This window comes from Allorhizobium sp. GW101-3B10 (assembly GCF_059424725.1).
The window spans coordinates 176,752-190,904 of sequence record NZ_JBWKZR010000002.1 but is presented as its reverse complement, the minus strand read 5'-3'; the positions used below and the strand labels follow the sequence as shown (position 1 = coordinate 190,904).

Genomic DNA, 14,153 nt, shown 5'->3' with positions numbered 1-14,153 from the left:
TTCTAGCCTCCTAGAACAGACATATGGCGCGCGATACCGCTGACGGCCTGACGCGAAATTTCGAACGAATGTCCCTTCGGCTTGCGACCAAGCGCATCCCGGATCAGGCTACCAACGTTTGCCTCCGGATCCTCGCCGCGCAACGCCTGGCGAAGCCCGACCGTGCCCTCGCTCCCCATGCAGGTGAAGAGACCGCCGGTACAGCTTACCCGCACCCGATCGCAGTTTGCACAGAAATCACAAGATAGCGGCGTGATGAAGCCGAGCCGCCCGCCGGTCTCGGCAACGCGAACATAGCGGGCCGGACCTCCGGTCCGGTCATCGATCGGAACAAGCGTCCACCGCCCGGCAAGCGACCGGCGCAGATGATCAAGGGGAAGGAAGCTCTGGCTGCGATCATGCCCCGTCTGCCCAAGCGGCATCTCCTCGATCAACGTGAGGTCCATGCCTCGCCCATGCGCGAAGCCAATGAGATCGTCCACTTCGCTTTCGAAGTCGCCCCGCATGGCAACCGCGTTGAGTTTGACCTTGAGACCGGCGGAAAGCGCCGCGTCGATGCCCTTCAGAACCGAATCCAGCCGGCCCCACCGTGTTATCCGCGCATATCTGCCGGCGTCGAGACTGTCGAGCGAGACGTTCACACGGCGCACACCTGTTGCGAACAGGGCTTCGGAATAACGCGAGAGCAGCGTCCCGTTGGTGGTCAGCGTCACCTCTTCGAGCTCGCCGCCGTCGAGATGCGGCGCGAGCAGACTGAACAGCTGAAGGATATTCTTGCGCACCAGCGGCTCTCCGCCGGTCAGCCGGATCTTGCGCACGCCCCCACGGATGAAGACTCGAGCCAGCCGGTACAGCTCCTCCAGGGACAGGACATCCTGGCGCGGCAGGAATGTCATGTGTTCGGCCATGCAGTAGGTGCAGCGGAGATCGCAGCGATCCGTCACGGAAAGCCGAAGGTAGGTGACCTGCCGGCCGAACTGATCGACCAGGGGAGAGTGTGGTGCTCCCGTGCCGGTCGCGATATGCCGTTCATGCCGCATCGCGAAGTCTCCCGGCCGCCGCAACCGCCCGACGGACCCAGTCGACGACCAGGCCCCGGTCGGGTGGAAGGAGGAGCCCGAGATCTCCCGCAAACCGCTCCCAGGCCTCGACATAGCTTTCCCGCACCGCGATCAGCACCGGAATGTCCCGCGCGCAAGCCTCCTCCATCACAGCACGAAAGCCCTGCCCCTCGGCCTCCCCTTTGCCGAAGCGGTTGAGGATCAAAAGATCCGGATCGTTCTCCAGACCGGACAGGAGGCGCCCAGCCACGTGGGCCAGGGCCTGCGGATCGAGCCGGCAACCGCGCGCACCCGGACCGAGCGCCTGCGATATCTGGTGCCGCTCACCGCTGGCCAGATCCTCCAGCTCAATCCGGCCGCAGCACGCGCCGTCGTCAGTGCGTTCCCACTGAAGGAAGCCGGCGACAACCAGCCCTTCGGCCCGCAACAGCTCGGCCACCGCCTCGAAGATATCGTCGACCGGCCGGTCCTTTTCGACCCGAATGGCGGCCTGGAGCGGTATCGCTAAATCGGTCATATGCTCCTCCATGCGAATTTGCGCCTGCAAAAGGGGAACCAGGAAACGGGCGTACCGCAGGCGCCTTCGGTTGACGACGCATCGAGAACGGCGACGCCGTCGGCCTGGGAAAGCGGCATCAGCGAGGCGGAGCTGCCGTGCCCGAGGCGCTCGACGATCGGGCGGCCGGAAGCATCATGCGCGACGATGCGCACCGGCAGATATTCCGCGCGACCTGCCTTCCGCTTCCAGCCGAAACCGGCCACCGCTTTCTCGACTGACATTTCCGCTCCCGAAAAGCCCAGCATCGCGGCGATCTGCCGGGCGACAAAGAGCTGGAATCCCGTATAGGCCGACAGCGGATTGCCGGGCAGCCCGGTCAGCAAGGCATCGCCGAGTCGACCGAAAAAGACAGGCTTTCCGGGCTTCAGGGCCACCCGGCAGGCTTCCACGGACCCGCCGGCCGCGTAAAGGGCCGGTCGAACGAAGTCCCGGCCTCCAACCGAAGCTGCGCCCGAGGTGAGGATCATGTCATATTGCGTCGCGTTCGCGCGCAGCAGTCCGGTCATGGCGCCGAGATCGTCGGCACAGATACCGAGATCCGTGACCTCCGCACCGAGCCCTTCGCACAATGCAAGCAGCATGGGCCGATTTGTGTCATGGATGCTTGCGCTGCCCTTGCCCCCATCGACGAGTTCATCGCCGGTGGACAGCACTGCGATCCGCGGTCGACGTCTTACCTGGACCGAAGCATGGCCATTGCCCGCGAGAAGCCCGATATGGCGTGCCTCGATTATCGTGCCGCGGCTTGCAAGAAGGGCGCCGGCGCCGATGTCCTCGCCCGCGCGACGTATGTTCTCGCCCATCGCCGGGCGGCTAAAAATCAGGACGTGTTCGCCCTGATCGTCGCAGTTTTCCTGCATCACCACGGCATCACAGATAGCGGGAACCGGCGCGCCGGTGAAGATACGCAAGGCCGCGCCGACAACAGCTCCGGCCAGCCCCAGGGCAGAGCCGGCCGTCATCGTGCCAGCGACCGGCAATCGCCAAGGCCCCGTTCCCGGAATATCCTGAAGTCGCAGTGCGAAGCCGTCCATGGCGGAATTGTCGAAAGCCGGCATGGCCTGTGGCGCGTGCAGATCTGCCGCAAGTATCCGGCCTCGGGCGAACCGGAGGACGACTTCTTGCGCCCCGGTGATCGGCCTTGCCATGCCGACCGCGACTTCGATAGCCCTCTCCACCGACATCAGGTTTGAGCCGGACGGCTGAACGTCACAGTTGCGGGCGGCTCTATGATTGACAGGCATGAGGCACCTTTCCATCTCGCGCAAAGCGCGGCGCGTTCGCCTCGTCGCATCGAAACGCAGCGACACTTCTGTCGCAATCGCATTTAAGGTCGCGGAGCAGACCATCCTTCAGGCCATAGATCCAGCCGTGGATCGTGAGCGGACGCCCCCGCCTCCAGGCTGATTGCAGGATCGGTGTCTGCGACAGACTGGCCACCTGCGAGGCGACCGTCAGTTCGCAGAGCCGATTCAGCTTCTCTTCCGTCTCGTCAATCCCCGCTAGCTCCGCGCAGTTCGCTTCCGCCACGTCGCGGATCGGCTGCAGCCAGTGATCGATGATGCCGTGCCGCTGCCCATCCATGGCGGCGCGGATCCCGCCGCAGCCATAGTGCCCGCAGACGATGATGTGCTTGACCTCGAGGGTCTCCACGGCAAATTCCACCACCGACAGCAGATTGAGATCGGCCCGGTGGACGAGGTTGGCGACATTGCGATGGACGAAGACCTCGCCCGGCTCGAGCCCAGTGATGACATTGGCGGGAACCCGGCTGTCGGAGCAGCCGATCCACAAATACTCCGGCCGCTGCAGGGCCGACAGCCTGTCGAAATAGTGTGGGTCCTCGGCGCATTTCGCCGATGCCCAGCGGACATTGTGTTCGAAGAGATCAGATAGCATGGGTGTACTCCAGGCCCGACGTCCCTTGCGGGCGGTACGGCAAGGAGAAACACTCGGGACATGCCCGTTTCGCCTTGCCGTTCCTTTCCGTCATCGCCGTTGCGTCACTGCATCAACGGTCCGTCGGCACCGAGCACATCGATCCCGGTGATGGTGGCATCGGCGGCCAGGATGGCGATGAACTGCGATACGGCTTTCGACCAGGTAGAGGCTTCGAGCCAGCCGGCGATCCGGTCCTGCACGAAGTCGAACGGCAGTTGTTCACCATCGATCCGCCGTTCCAGCCGGATGATGTGGAAGCCGAACCGGCTTTCGACCGGTGCGGAGGTAATCTGGCCCTCCTCCATCCGGGCAAGGCAACGCTCGAACTCCGCAACCGTGCTGCCATGGGTCAACTGGCCGAGATTGCCGCCCTGCGTGGCCGAGGGACAGGCCGAATGGGTTCGCGCCATCGTTGCAAACTCGCTCGGGTGCCCGACGAGGACAGCCGCCAGCCGTTCCGCGTCGTTACGGGCCGCATCCCGCGCGCGCTGGTCCGCAGGATCGGCGGCGATCAGGATATGGCTCGCCTCGAAGATCGGCTCGCTGCGGAACTTCGCCCGGTTGTTCTCGTAGAAACGCAGGCACTCCTCCGCCGTGGCCGATGGAATCGTAACCTTTCTCTCGATCAAAATTCGGATGGCTGCGTCCTCGTCGGTTTCATGACGCCCATCCGCCGTTTCCTCTCGCACAGGCGCAAGGTTCAGTTCGACCGCCCGTTGCAGAAGGAGTTCACGCACGACCAGCGCCCTTGCCGCCGCCAGAAGTGCCGCCCCCGGGTTTTCGGCCGGATGGTTCTGCGCCTCGGCGAGGATCTCGCTTTCGGCGATTTCCACGCCGTTGACTGACACAGCGTCGAGTACCGGGCGGGCCTTGGGCGGAATGCGGGTATCCGGTTCCTGGTAGGTCGAATAGCTGTCCTTCTTCCCGGATACTTCGGAAGCGGTCGAACCCTTGTCCGCATTGTTGAAGAGCGTGACCATGGGCTTACTCCGCCGGAGCGCGATTGACGGAACTGCCGTTCCGCTGCCGCACGACCTGATAGCCCGGACGCCAGAGATAGCGCACCGGCGCGCTCAGCATGTGAACCAGCCGGGTGAACGGGAAGAGCAGGAAGATCGTCAGGCCGAGGAAGAGGTGCAGCTTGAACACCAGCGCCGCGTCGGCGACGTAGGAGGCTGCGTCCGGGTTGAAGGTGAAGATACCCTGGGCCCAGTTCATAAACTTCACCATTTCATGGCCGTCGAGATGGGCAAGCGAGGTCGGGATGGTCGAGAGCCCAAGGAAGAGCTGGACCCAAAGCAGGATGATGATCAGCGTATCGGTCGTGCTCGATGATGCCCTCACGCGCGGATCGAATAGCCGGCGATGGACGAGAAGCGTCGCGCCGACGATCGCCATGGTACCGGCAATGCCACCGGCAACCACCGCCAGCGTCTGCTTGGCGCTGTGGCTGATGCCGAGGGTGTCGAAGATCACGATCGGCGTCAGCAGGCCGACTAAGTGGCCTGCGAAGATGAACAGCACGCCGAGATGGAAGAGCACCGAGCCCCAGATTAGCTGTCTGCGACGCAAGAGCTGGCTCGACCCCGAGCGCCATGTATAGGGCTCGCGGTCATAGCGGATGATCGAGCCGAGGATCAGCACCACGAGCGCGATGTATGGGTAGATGCCGAATAAGAGTGAATTGAAAAAGTCAGACATGTCCTGCCCTCCTAAACCGGTATCGTGTTCAAGGGATCGTTCGGCTTGCGCGCCGCGGCCCTCATCTGTGTGCGCAGCCGGTCAGGGCCGCAGCTGTTGTCACCCGCATTGCCGCCGAAAGTGACGACCTCGTCCTCCCAGATGCGGTCCATCGCTTCGAGGTCGTTCGGATCGTCCTCGGCGCCGTCCAGGAGCTCCTTCAGGAGCTTCAGGTCCGGCTTGGCTTTCGATATGAGGCCGAGAGCAGCAAAGGCGTTGGAATAGACCGATTCCCGTTTCCGCAGCCGCTCGCCGATCGCCGCCGTGATATGGCCGGTCTGGGCGAGGAGGTCATCGACCTCTTCCGTTGTCAGGGTAGCAAGGAATTCGAGGAACAGCGGCAGATAGTCCGGCAATTCCTTTGCGTCGATTTCGAAGCCCTGGTCCTCGTACATGGCCTTCAGGTCGACCATGGCCTGCCCACGGTCGCGGCTTTCGCCATGCACGTGCTCGAACAAGTTCAGCGAGAGCGACCGGCTACGGTCGAACAGGTACACGTAGCGCTCCTGAGCGTCGTAGAGGTCCTGTCCGGCGAGATCGTCGATCAGGCGGCCAAGCAGCAGCCTAACCTCCCGGGAGATCGCGTCATCGGCGTCAAGCGCCGTCTTGAGCTCCGGCGCCCCCGCGATGAGTTCCTCGGTCGGATAGCTGAGCAACAGCGATATAGCCTTCAGTGCCTTGTGCATCAGACATGCTCCTTGAAGAGATCGGTCGGGGTCTGGACCACCTTGCGGCGCTTGGCACCGAAGAGGTCGCTGTCCGACGTGCCGCCCGAGCAGCCATTGCCGAAGGAGAAGCCACAGGAGCCACGAACGTCATAGGCGTCCTCGGTCACCTCGCGATGCGTGGTCGGAATGACGAAGCGGTCCTCGTAGTTGGCGATCGCCATGATGTGATACATTTCCTCGATCATCTCGGCACTCATGCCAACCTTGGCGGCGATCGACGTGTCGATGACGCCATCGATCGTCTTCGAGCGCATGTAGGCGCGCATGGCGAGCATGCGCTCCAGTGCCGAGATCACGGGGGCTTCCTTGCCGGCCGTCAGCAGGTTGGCGAGATAGCGAACCGGGATGCGCAGCGACCGCACATCCGGCAGCGGGCCGTCCATGCCGAGTTTGCCCGACTGGGCCGCCGACTGCAGCGGCGAAAGCGGCGGGATGTACCAGACCATCGGCAGCGTGCGGTATTCCGGGTGGAGCGGGAAAGCGATCTTCCAGTCCATCGCCATCTTGTAGACCGGCGACCGTTTCGCCGCTTCCAGCCAGGCATCCGGAATGCCATCCTTGCGCGCCTGCTCGATGACGGCAGGATCGTTGGGATCGAGGAAGATTTTGAGCTGTTCCTCGTATAGGTCCTGCTCATTCGCCGTGGATGCGGCCTCCGAGATCCGGTCGGCATCGTAAAGGATGACGCCGAGATAGCGGATGCGCCCGACGCAGGTTTCCGAGCAAACGGTCGGATGGCCGGCCTCGATGCGAGGATAGCAGAAGATGCACTTCTCGGATTTTCCCGAGCTCCAGTTGTAGTAGATCTTCTTGTAGGGACAGCCGGAGACGCACATGCGCCAGCCCCGGCATTTTTCCTGGTCGATCAGGACGATGCCGTCATCCTCGCGCTTGTAGATCGCCCCCGACGGGCAGGCCGCCGCACAGGTCGGGTTGAGGCAGTGCTCGCACAGCCTCGGCAGGTACATCATGAAGGTGTTCTCGAATTGGCCGTAGATCTCCTTCTGGATGCCCTCGAAATTGTAGTCCTTCGAGCGCTTCTCGAACTCGCCGCCGAGGATCTCCTCCCAGTTCGGACCCCATTCGATCTTTTCCATCCGCTCGCCGGTGATCATCGAGCGAGGCCGTGCCGTCGGCATGGCGCGGCTTTCGCCGGCTGTCTGCAGGTGGCCATAGTCGAAGTCGAAGGGCTCGTAATAGTCGTCGATCTCCGGCAGGTCCGGATTGGCGAAAATCTTGGCGAGGATGCGCCACTTGGCGCCCATCTTCGGCTCGATCTTGCCGCTCGACTTCCTCACCCAGCCGCCGTTCCACTTCTTCTGGTTTTCCCATTCCTTGGGGAAACCGATGCCGGGCTTGGTCTCGACATTGTTGAACCAGGCGTATTCAACGCCTTCGCGGTTGGTCCAGACATTCTTGCAGGTGACCGAGCAGGTATGACACCCGATGCACTTGTCGAGGTTGAGGACCATGCCGATTTGCGCGCGGATCTTCATTCTGCCGGCTCCTTGTTGTATGGGGTGCTTTCGGTGTGCGGCCCTTCCTGCCAGTCCACCTTGTCGAGTTTGCGGACCACGACGAACTCGTCCCGGTTGGAGCCGACCGCGCCGTAGTAGTTGAAACCGTAAGCCTGATGGGCGTAGCCGCCGATCATGTGGGTCGGCTTGGTGATCACCCGCGTGACCGAGTTGTGGATGCCGCCACGCTGGCCGGTGATCGGCGAACCGGGCGTGTTCACGATCTTTTCCTGGGCGTGATACATGAAGATCGTTCCGTCCTTCATGCGCTGGGAAACAACTGCGCGGGCGACGATGGCGCCGTTGGCGTTGTAGACCTCAAGCCAGTCATTGTCGGCAATGCCGGCCTTCTTGGCGTCCGGCTCGGAAATCCAGACCACCGGGCCGCCGCGATTGAGCGTCAGCATCATCAGGTTGTCGCTATAGGTGGAGTGGATGCCCCACTTCTGGTGCGGTGTGATGAAATTCAGTACCAGGTGCGGCTTGCCGTCCGACTTCGCCTCGATCGCCGGATTGACGGTCTTGGTGTCGATCGGCGGTCGATAGACGCAGAAACCTTCACCGAAGGCCCGCATCCACAGGTGATCCTGATAGAGCTGCTGGCGGCCGGTCAGGGTGCGCCACGGGATCAACTCGTGGACGTTGGTATAGCCGGCATTGTAGCAAACCGTGTCCGATTCAATGCCCGACCAGGTTGGGGAGGAGATGATTTTGCGCGGCTGGGCGACCACGTCACGGAAGCGGATCTTCTCGTCCTCCTTGGGGATGGCGAGATGGGTGTGGTCGCGACCGGTGAACTTGGAGAGCGCTGCCCAGGCCTTGACCGCCACCTCGCCGTTGGTTTCCGGGGCAAGCGACAGGATGACCTCGGTCGCGTCGATGTCGGTCTCAATCCGCGGCCGGCCCTTGGTGACGCCCTCCTCCTGCACCACGCCGTTCAGGCGGGCGAGCAGGTCGACTTCGTGCTCGGTGTTCCAGGCGATGCCCTTGCCGCCATTGCCGAGCGTGTCGAGCAGCGTGCCGACCGAGGTGAACTTCTTGTAGAGGTTGGGATAGTCGCGCTCGACCACCGCGACCGACGGCATCGTCCGGCCGGGAATGGGCTCGATCTCGCCCTTCTTCCAGTCCTTGACGTCGAACGGCTGGGCGAGTTCGCCCGCCGTATCGTGCAGCGTCGGCACGAGGACGATGTCCTTCTCCACGCCGAGGACTTCCGGCGCCACTTCGGAAAACGCCCTGGCAATGCCCTTGAAGATGTCCCAGTCGCTGCGCGCGTCCCAAGCCGGATCCGCGGCACTTGACAACGGATGGATGAAGGGATGCATGTCGGACGTGTTGAGGTCGTTCTTCTCGTACCAGGTGGCCGTCGGAAGCACGATGTCGGAATAGACGCAGGTGGTCGACATGCGGAAGTCGAGCGTGACCAGCAGGTCGAGCTTTCCTTCCGGCGCTTCTTCGTGCCAGACGGCTTCCTTGGTGATCTGGCGACCTTCCTCGCCGAGATCCTTGCCGAGCAAGCCGTGCTTGGTGCCGAGCAGGTGCTTGAGGAAGTACTCATGCCCCTTGCCGGACGAGCCGAGCAGGTTGGAACGCCAGACGAACAGGTTGCGCGGCCAGTTGGCCTTGTCGTCGGGGTCCTCGCAGGACATGGACAGCGTGCCGGCCTTCAACTGCTCGGCGACATAGTCCTTGGCCTCCTTGCCTGCTGCGGCTGCATCCCTCGACACCTTCAGCGGATTGGTCTTGAGCTGCGGCGCCGACGGCAACCAGCCCATGCGCTCGGCACGGATGTTGTAGTCAATCAGTGTCGCGTCCCAAGGCCCTTCCGGCGCGGTCGGCGACAGGATCTCGTCCACCTTCAGCGTCTCATAGCGCCACTGGTCGGTATGGGCATAGAAGAATGAGGTGCCGTTCATATGGCGCGGCGGCCGGTGCCAGTCGAGCGCGAAGGCGAGCGCTGTCCAACCCGTCTGCGGGCGGAGCTTCTCCTGCCCCACATAGTGGCTCCAGCCACCTCCGGACTTGCCGACGCAACCGCACATCACCAGCATGTTGATGATGCCGCGATAGTTCATGTCCATGTGGTACCAGTGGTTCAGACCGGCACCAAGGATGACCATGGAACGACCATTGGTCTTTTCGGCATTGCTGGCGAATTCGCGGGCGACTGCGATGATCTGGTCGCGCGGAACGCCGGTGATCTTCTCGGCCCAGGCCGGCGTGTAGGGTAGGTTTTCCTGGTAGGACTTGGCCGAGTTCGGATCGTCGAGCCCGCGATCGAGGCCGTAATTGGCGACGAACAGGTCGAACACGGTGGCGACAAGAGCCTCGCCGTCGGCCAGCTTCACCTTGCGGGCCGGCACCTTGCGCACCAGAACGCTGGCATGATCCGTGCCTTCAAAGTAGTCGTGCTCGCGATTGCCGAAATATGGGAAGCCGACATTGGCGATCGTGTCGTGCTCGCCGTCGAGGATAAAGCTCATGGCGAGATCGACGTCGGCGCCCTTGCCGTCCTTCGCCTCGAGATTCCACTTGCCCTGCTCGCCCCAGCGATAGCCGATCGAACCACCGGGCGAGACGAACTGCTTCGTCTTGGCATCGACGGCGACCGTCTTCCATTCCGGATTGTTCGTCTCGTCGAGCCCGCCGGTGAAGTCCGAGGCGCGGACGAAGCGATCAGCGATGTAATGGCCATCCTTGCCGACCAGTTTGACCAGCATCGGCATGTCGGTATAGCGACGACAGTAGTCCTCGAAATAGTCGGCCTGGCGGTCGAGATGGAACTCGCGCAGGATGACGTGGCCCATGGCCATGGCGAGTGCCGCGTCGGTGCCCTGCTTCGGATGCAGCCAGAGATCGGAGAATTTCGCGGCTTCCGAATAATCGGGCGAGATGACGACCGACTTGGCACCCTTGTAACGCGCCTCGGTGTAGAAATGAGCATCGGGCGTGCGAGTCTGCGGAACGTTGGAGCCCCACAGGATCAGGAAGCCGGAATTGTACCAGTCGGCCGATTCCGGAACGTCGGTCTGCTCGCCCCAGGTCATCGGCGAGGCCGGCGGCAGATCGCAGTACCAGTCGTAGAACGACAGACAGACCCCACCGAGCAGCGAGAGGTAACGCGAACCGGCCGCATAGGAGACCATCGACATGGCCGGAATCGGCGAGAAACCGACCACACGGTCCGGGCCATAGGTCTTGACAGTGTAGGCGTTCGCCGCCGCGATGATCTCGTTGACCTCGTCCCAGGTGGCGCGCACGAAGCCGCCGAGGCCGCGCATCTTCATGTAGTCGGCACGTTTTTCCGGGTTCTCCTGGATCGCCGCCCAGGCGCCGACCGGGGTCTTGATCGTGCGTTCCTTGCGCCACAGCTTGAGCAGGCGCGAGCGGATCAGCGGATATTTCACCCGGTTGGCCGAGTACATGTACCAGCTGTAGCTAGCGCCACGCGCACAGCCGCGCGGTTCATGGTTGGGAAGGTCCGGCCGGGTGCGGGGATAGTCGGTCTGTTGGGTTTCCCAGGTGACGATCCCACCCTTGACATAAATTTTCCACGAGCAGGAACCCGTGCAGTTCACGCCGTGCGTCGAGCGCACGATCTTGTCGTGCTGCCAGCGCTTGCGATAGGCGTCTTCCCAGTCCCGGTTCTCGGTCGTGGTGACGCCGTGGCCGTCCGAGAAGGTATCGGCATTCTTGCGCGCCAGAAAGTTCAGGCGATCGAGGAGATGGCTCATGATGTTGTCCTCCGAATTCAGGCTGTGGCTGCGGCCGGGCTGGCCCGACCTCGCTCGACGTCATGGAGCAGTCCGCCCTTGCGGGTGTAGACGGCCCAGGTGATCGCCAGGCAGGTGACGTAGAAGATCAGGAAGGCCCAGAGTGCCGCGTCCGGTCCGCCGGTCATGGCGATCGAAGTGCCGTAACCCTTGGGGATGAAGAAGGCACCGAAGGCAGCGATCGCCGATGTGAAGCCGGTGATGGCAGCCGATTCCTTCTCGGCCTGCAGGCGGCGTTGTTCCGGGGTTGCCTGCGGCATCAGCCGCCCCATTTCCTTGCCCATGATCGCCGGGATCATCTGGAAGGTGGAGGCATTGCCGACGCCGGTGGCGAAGAACAGCAGCAGGAAGGAGGCGAAGAAACCCCAGAAGGCATTCGGCTGTTCCTTGATGCCGATGAACCAAAGCACGCCGAAGACGCCGATCATCATCAGGACAAACGCCCAGAAAGTGACCCGTGCCCCGCCGTACTTGTCGGCCAGCCAGCCGGTGCCGGAGCGTGATAGCGCACCGACCAGCGGACCGAGGAAGGCGAACTGCAGCACATTGACGTCCGGGAACAGCGTCTTGGTCAAAAGCGGGAAGCCTGCGGAATAGCCGATGAAGGAACCGAAGGTGCCCGTGTAGAGCCAGCACATGATCCAGTTGTGCTTGCGCTGGAAGATAACGGCCTGCTCCGAAAAGGACGCCTTGGCCGAGGCGATGTCGTTCATGCCGAACCAGTTGCCAAGCGCCGCAAGGATGATGAAGGGCACGAAGAAGAAGCCGGCATTCTGCAGCCAGAGGGGAGCCTCGCCCGTCGCGGACTTGACCATGGCAGGGTCACCGCCAAGACTGCCGAAGATGCCGGCGGTGATGGCAAGCGGCACGACGAACTGCACGACGCTGACGCCGAGGTTGCCGAGACCGGCATTGAGTGCCAGCGCATTGCCCTTCTCCGCCTTCGGGAAGAAGAAGGAGATGTTCGACATCGAGGAGGCAAAGTTGCCGCCGCCGAAACCGCACAGCAGCGCGAGCAGCAGCAGGATCGCATAGGGCGTGTCGGGATTCTGCACCGCATAGCCGATGCCGAGCGCCGGGATGATCAGCGACCAGGTGGTGAGCGTCGTCCACAGGCGCCCGCCGAAGACCGGCACCATAAAGGAGTAGAAGATCCTGAGCGTCGCGCCCGACAGGCCCGGCAGTGCCGCCAGCCAGAACAACTGGTCGGTGGTGAAGGTGAAGCCGACCAGCGGCAGCTTGGCGACGACGACCGACCAGACCTGCCAGATGGCGAAGGATAGAAGTAGCGCCGGGATCGAGAGCCAGAGATTGCGGCGAGCGATCTTGCGGCCCTTTGCCGCCCAGAAAACCGGGTCTTGTGGGCGCCAGTCGGTGAGGATAGCGGCGCCTTGCTTCACAGCCTTGCGGCTGCGCTTTTCCATGCCCTGCAGTTCCGGGAAAGCCGGAAGTTCGCCCAGTTTCTCGCCGGCGGCCTCCTGCTCCATCTGACGAACGGCGAAATGCATCCAGGTGAGCGAGCCGAGCGCGATCAGGAACAGCAGCATGAAACAGCTGGTCCACAGGCCGGTCAGGTCGAGCAACAGTCCGAAGACGATCGGCAGGATGAAGCCGCCAAGACCGCCGATCATGCCGACCAGACCGCCGACGGAGCCGACATTGCCGGGGTAGTAGACCGGAATGTGTTTGAACACCGCGGCCTTGCCGAGCGCCATGAAGAAGCCGAGGATGAAGATCGTGACGGTGAACCCGACCACACCCATCTCCGCATGGAAGGCGATCGGGCCGTTCACGCCCTGAACGACGTAGTCGGTCGGCGGATAGGAAAGAATGAAGGTCGCGACGACCGACACCAAGAAGGTCCAGTACATGACGCGGCGCGCGCCGTAGACGTCGGAGAGATGGCCACCATAGGCGCGGAACAGGCTGGCGGGGACCGAGAAGAAGGCGGCGATCATGCCGGCGGCGCGGATGTCCACGCCATAGACCTTGATCAGGTATTGCGGCAGCCAGAGCGCCAGGGCCACGAAGGCGCCGAAGACGAAGAAATAGTAGAGCGAGAAGCGCCAGACCTGGACATTCTTCAGCGGCTCAAGCTCCATCCAGGTGCTCTTCGGCTTTTCGCCGGTGCGGCGCCGCTCAACGAGAACCGGATCATCCTTGGTGGTGAACCAGAAGATGATCGCCATGACCACGAGGGCACCGGCCCAGACCTGGGCAACGGTGTGCCAGCCGAAGGCGACGAGCACCAGGGGTGCGAGGAACTTGGTGACGGCCGAACCGACATTACCGGCGCCGAAGATGCCAAGCGCGGTGCCCTGTTTTTCGGGCGGATACCAGCGCGACACATAGGCCACGCCGACAGCAAACGATCCGCCAGCGATGCCGACGCCAAGCGCTGCGATCAGCATCTGCGGATAGGTCGTGGCGTAGGTCAGGAAGAAGGTTGCCACGGCTGCCGCCAGCATGGTGGCAACGAAAACCACCCGACCCCCGTACCTGTCTGTCCAGATGCCGAGCACGACCCGGATGAGCGAGCCGGTGAGGATCGGTGTGCCGACCAGCAGGCCGAACTGGGTTTCCGAGAGGCTCAGATCCTGGCGGATCTGGATGCCTATGATTGCGAAGATCGTCCATACGGCGAAACAGACGGTGAAGGCGACGGTACTCATCGCTAAAGCTGTCTTCTGCCCCTGCGGATTGCCATCCAATGCGTTTGGCATAACCATGCTCCTGGTTCGGATTACACGTATTTGCAAACAATAAGAGACCAGTCGCGGATTGTTTTTATTGATCTGGGTCAACAGCATTGCTGTTTTACGATGTTTTCCTCA

The 14,153-nt window shown here is 62.7% G+C and carries 10 protein-coding genes; all 10 read right to left on the bottom strand.

Annotation, left to right across the window (positions count from 1 at the left end; all coding sequences use genetic code 11):
• Positions 1-2: 2 nt before the first annotated feature.
• The 10 genes from moaA to AC07Y0_RS25075 all read right to left on the bottom strand — a co-directional run bounded on the left by moaA (position 3) and on the right by AC07Y0_RS25075 (position 14,042).
• Positions 3-1,040, bottom strand: a complete 1,038-nt coding sequence (gene moaA, locus AC07Y0_RS25120; protein WP_498680547.1) for a GTP 3',8-cyclase MoaA — start codon at positions 1,038-1,040, stop codon at positions 3-5.
• A complete protein-coding gene (locus AC07Y0_RS25115; RefSeq protein ID WP_498680487.1) occupies positions 1,030-1,578 on the bottom strand; it encodes a DUF2478 domain-containing protein in 549 nt (182 codons plus the stop codon). The genes moaA and AC07Y0_RS25115 overlap by 11 nt, the downstream gene beginning before the upstream one ends.
• Positions 1,575-2,804, bottom strand: a complete 1,230-nt coding sequence (locus tag AC07Y0_RS25110) for a molybdopterin molybdotransferase MoeA (protein WP_498680546.1) — start codon at positions 2,802-2,804, stop codon at positions 1,575-1,577. Before AC07Y0_RS25110 ends, AC07Y0_RS25115 begins: the two co-directional genes overlap by 4 nt.
• 43 nt (positions 2,805-2,847) lie before the next feature.
• The gene (gene can / locus AC07Y0_RS25105; protein ID WP_498680486.1) at positions 2,848-3,519 is read right to left on the bottom strand and encodes a carbonate dehydratase; all 672 of its coding nucleotides are present in this window, start codon (positions 3,517-3,519) and stop codon (positions 2,848-2,850) included.
• A 104-nt stretch (positions 3,520-3,623) separates the two neighbouring features.
• Entirely contained in the window at positions 3,624-4,541 is a 918-nt protein-coding gene (locus AC07Y0_RS25100; protein ID WP_498680485.1) for a peptidylprolyl isomerase, read from the bottom strand.
• 4 nt (positions 4,542-4,545) lie between these two features.
• A complete protein-coding gene (gene narI, locus AC07Y0_RS25095) occupies positions 4,546-5,262 on the bottom strand; it encodes a respiratory nitrate reductase subunit gamma (RefSeq protein ID WP_498680484.1) in 717 nt (238 codons plus the stop codon).
• Positions 5,263-5,273: 11 nt separating this feature from the next.
• The gene (narJ, locus tag AC07Y0_RS25090) at positions 5,274-5,987 is read right to left on the bottom strand and encodes a nitrate reductase molybdenum cofactor assembly chaperone (protein ID WP_498680483.1); all 714 of its coding nucleotides are present in this window, start codon (positions 5,985-5,987) and stop codon (positions 5,274-5,276) included.
• Positions 5,987-7,525, bottom strand: a complete 1,539-nt coding sequence (gene narH / locus AC07Y0_RS25085; protein ID WP_498680482.1) for a nitrate reductase subunit beta — start codon at positions 7,523-7,525, stop codon at positions 5,987-5,989. Before narH ends, narJ begins: the two co-directional genes overlap by 1 nt.
• Positions 7,522-11,280, bottom strand: coding sequence for a nitrate reductase subunit alpha (locus AC07Y0_RS25080; RefSeq protein WP_498680481.1), 3,759 nt, complete (start codon positions 11,278-11,280; stop codon positions 7,522-7,524). The genes narH and AC07Y0_RS25080 overlap by 4 nt, the downstream gene beginning before the upstream one ends.
• 17 nt (positions 11,281-11,297) lie before the next feature.
• Complete coding sequence (locus tag AC07Y0_RS25075) at positions 11,298-14,042, bottom strand: nitrate/nitrite transporter (protein WP_498680480.1); 2,745 nt, start codon at positions 14,040-14,042, stop codon at positions 11,298-11,300.
• Between the last annotated feature and the right edge of the window lie 111 nt (positions 14,043-14,153).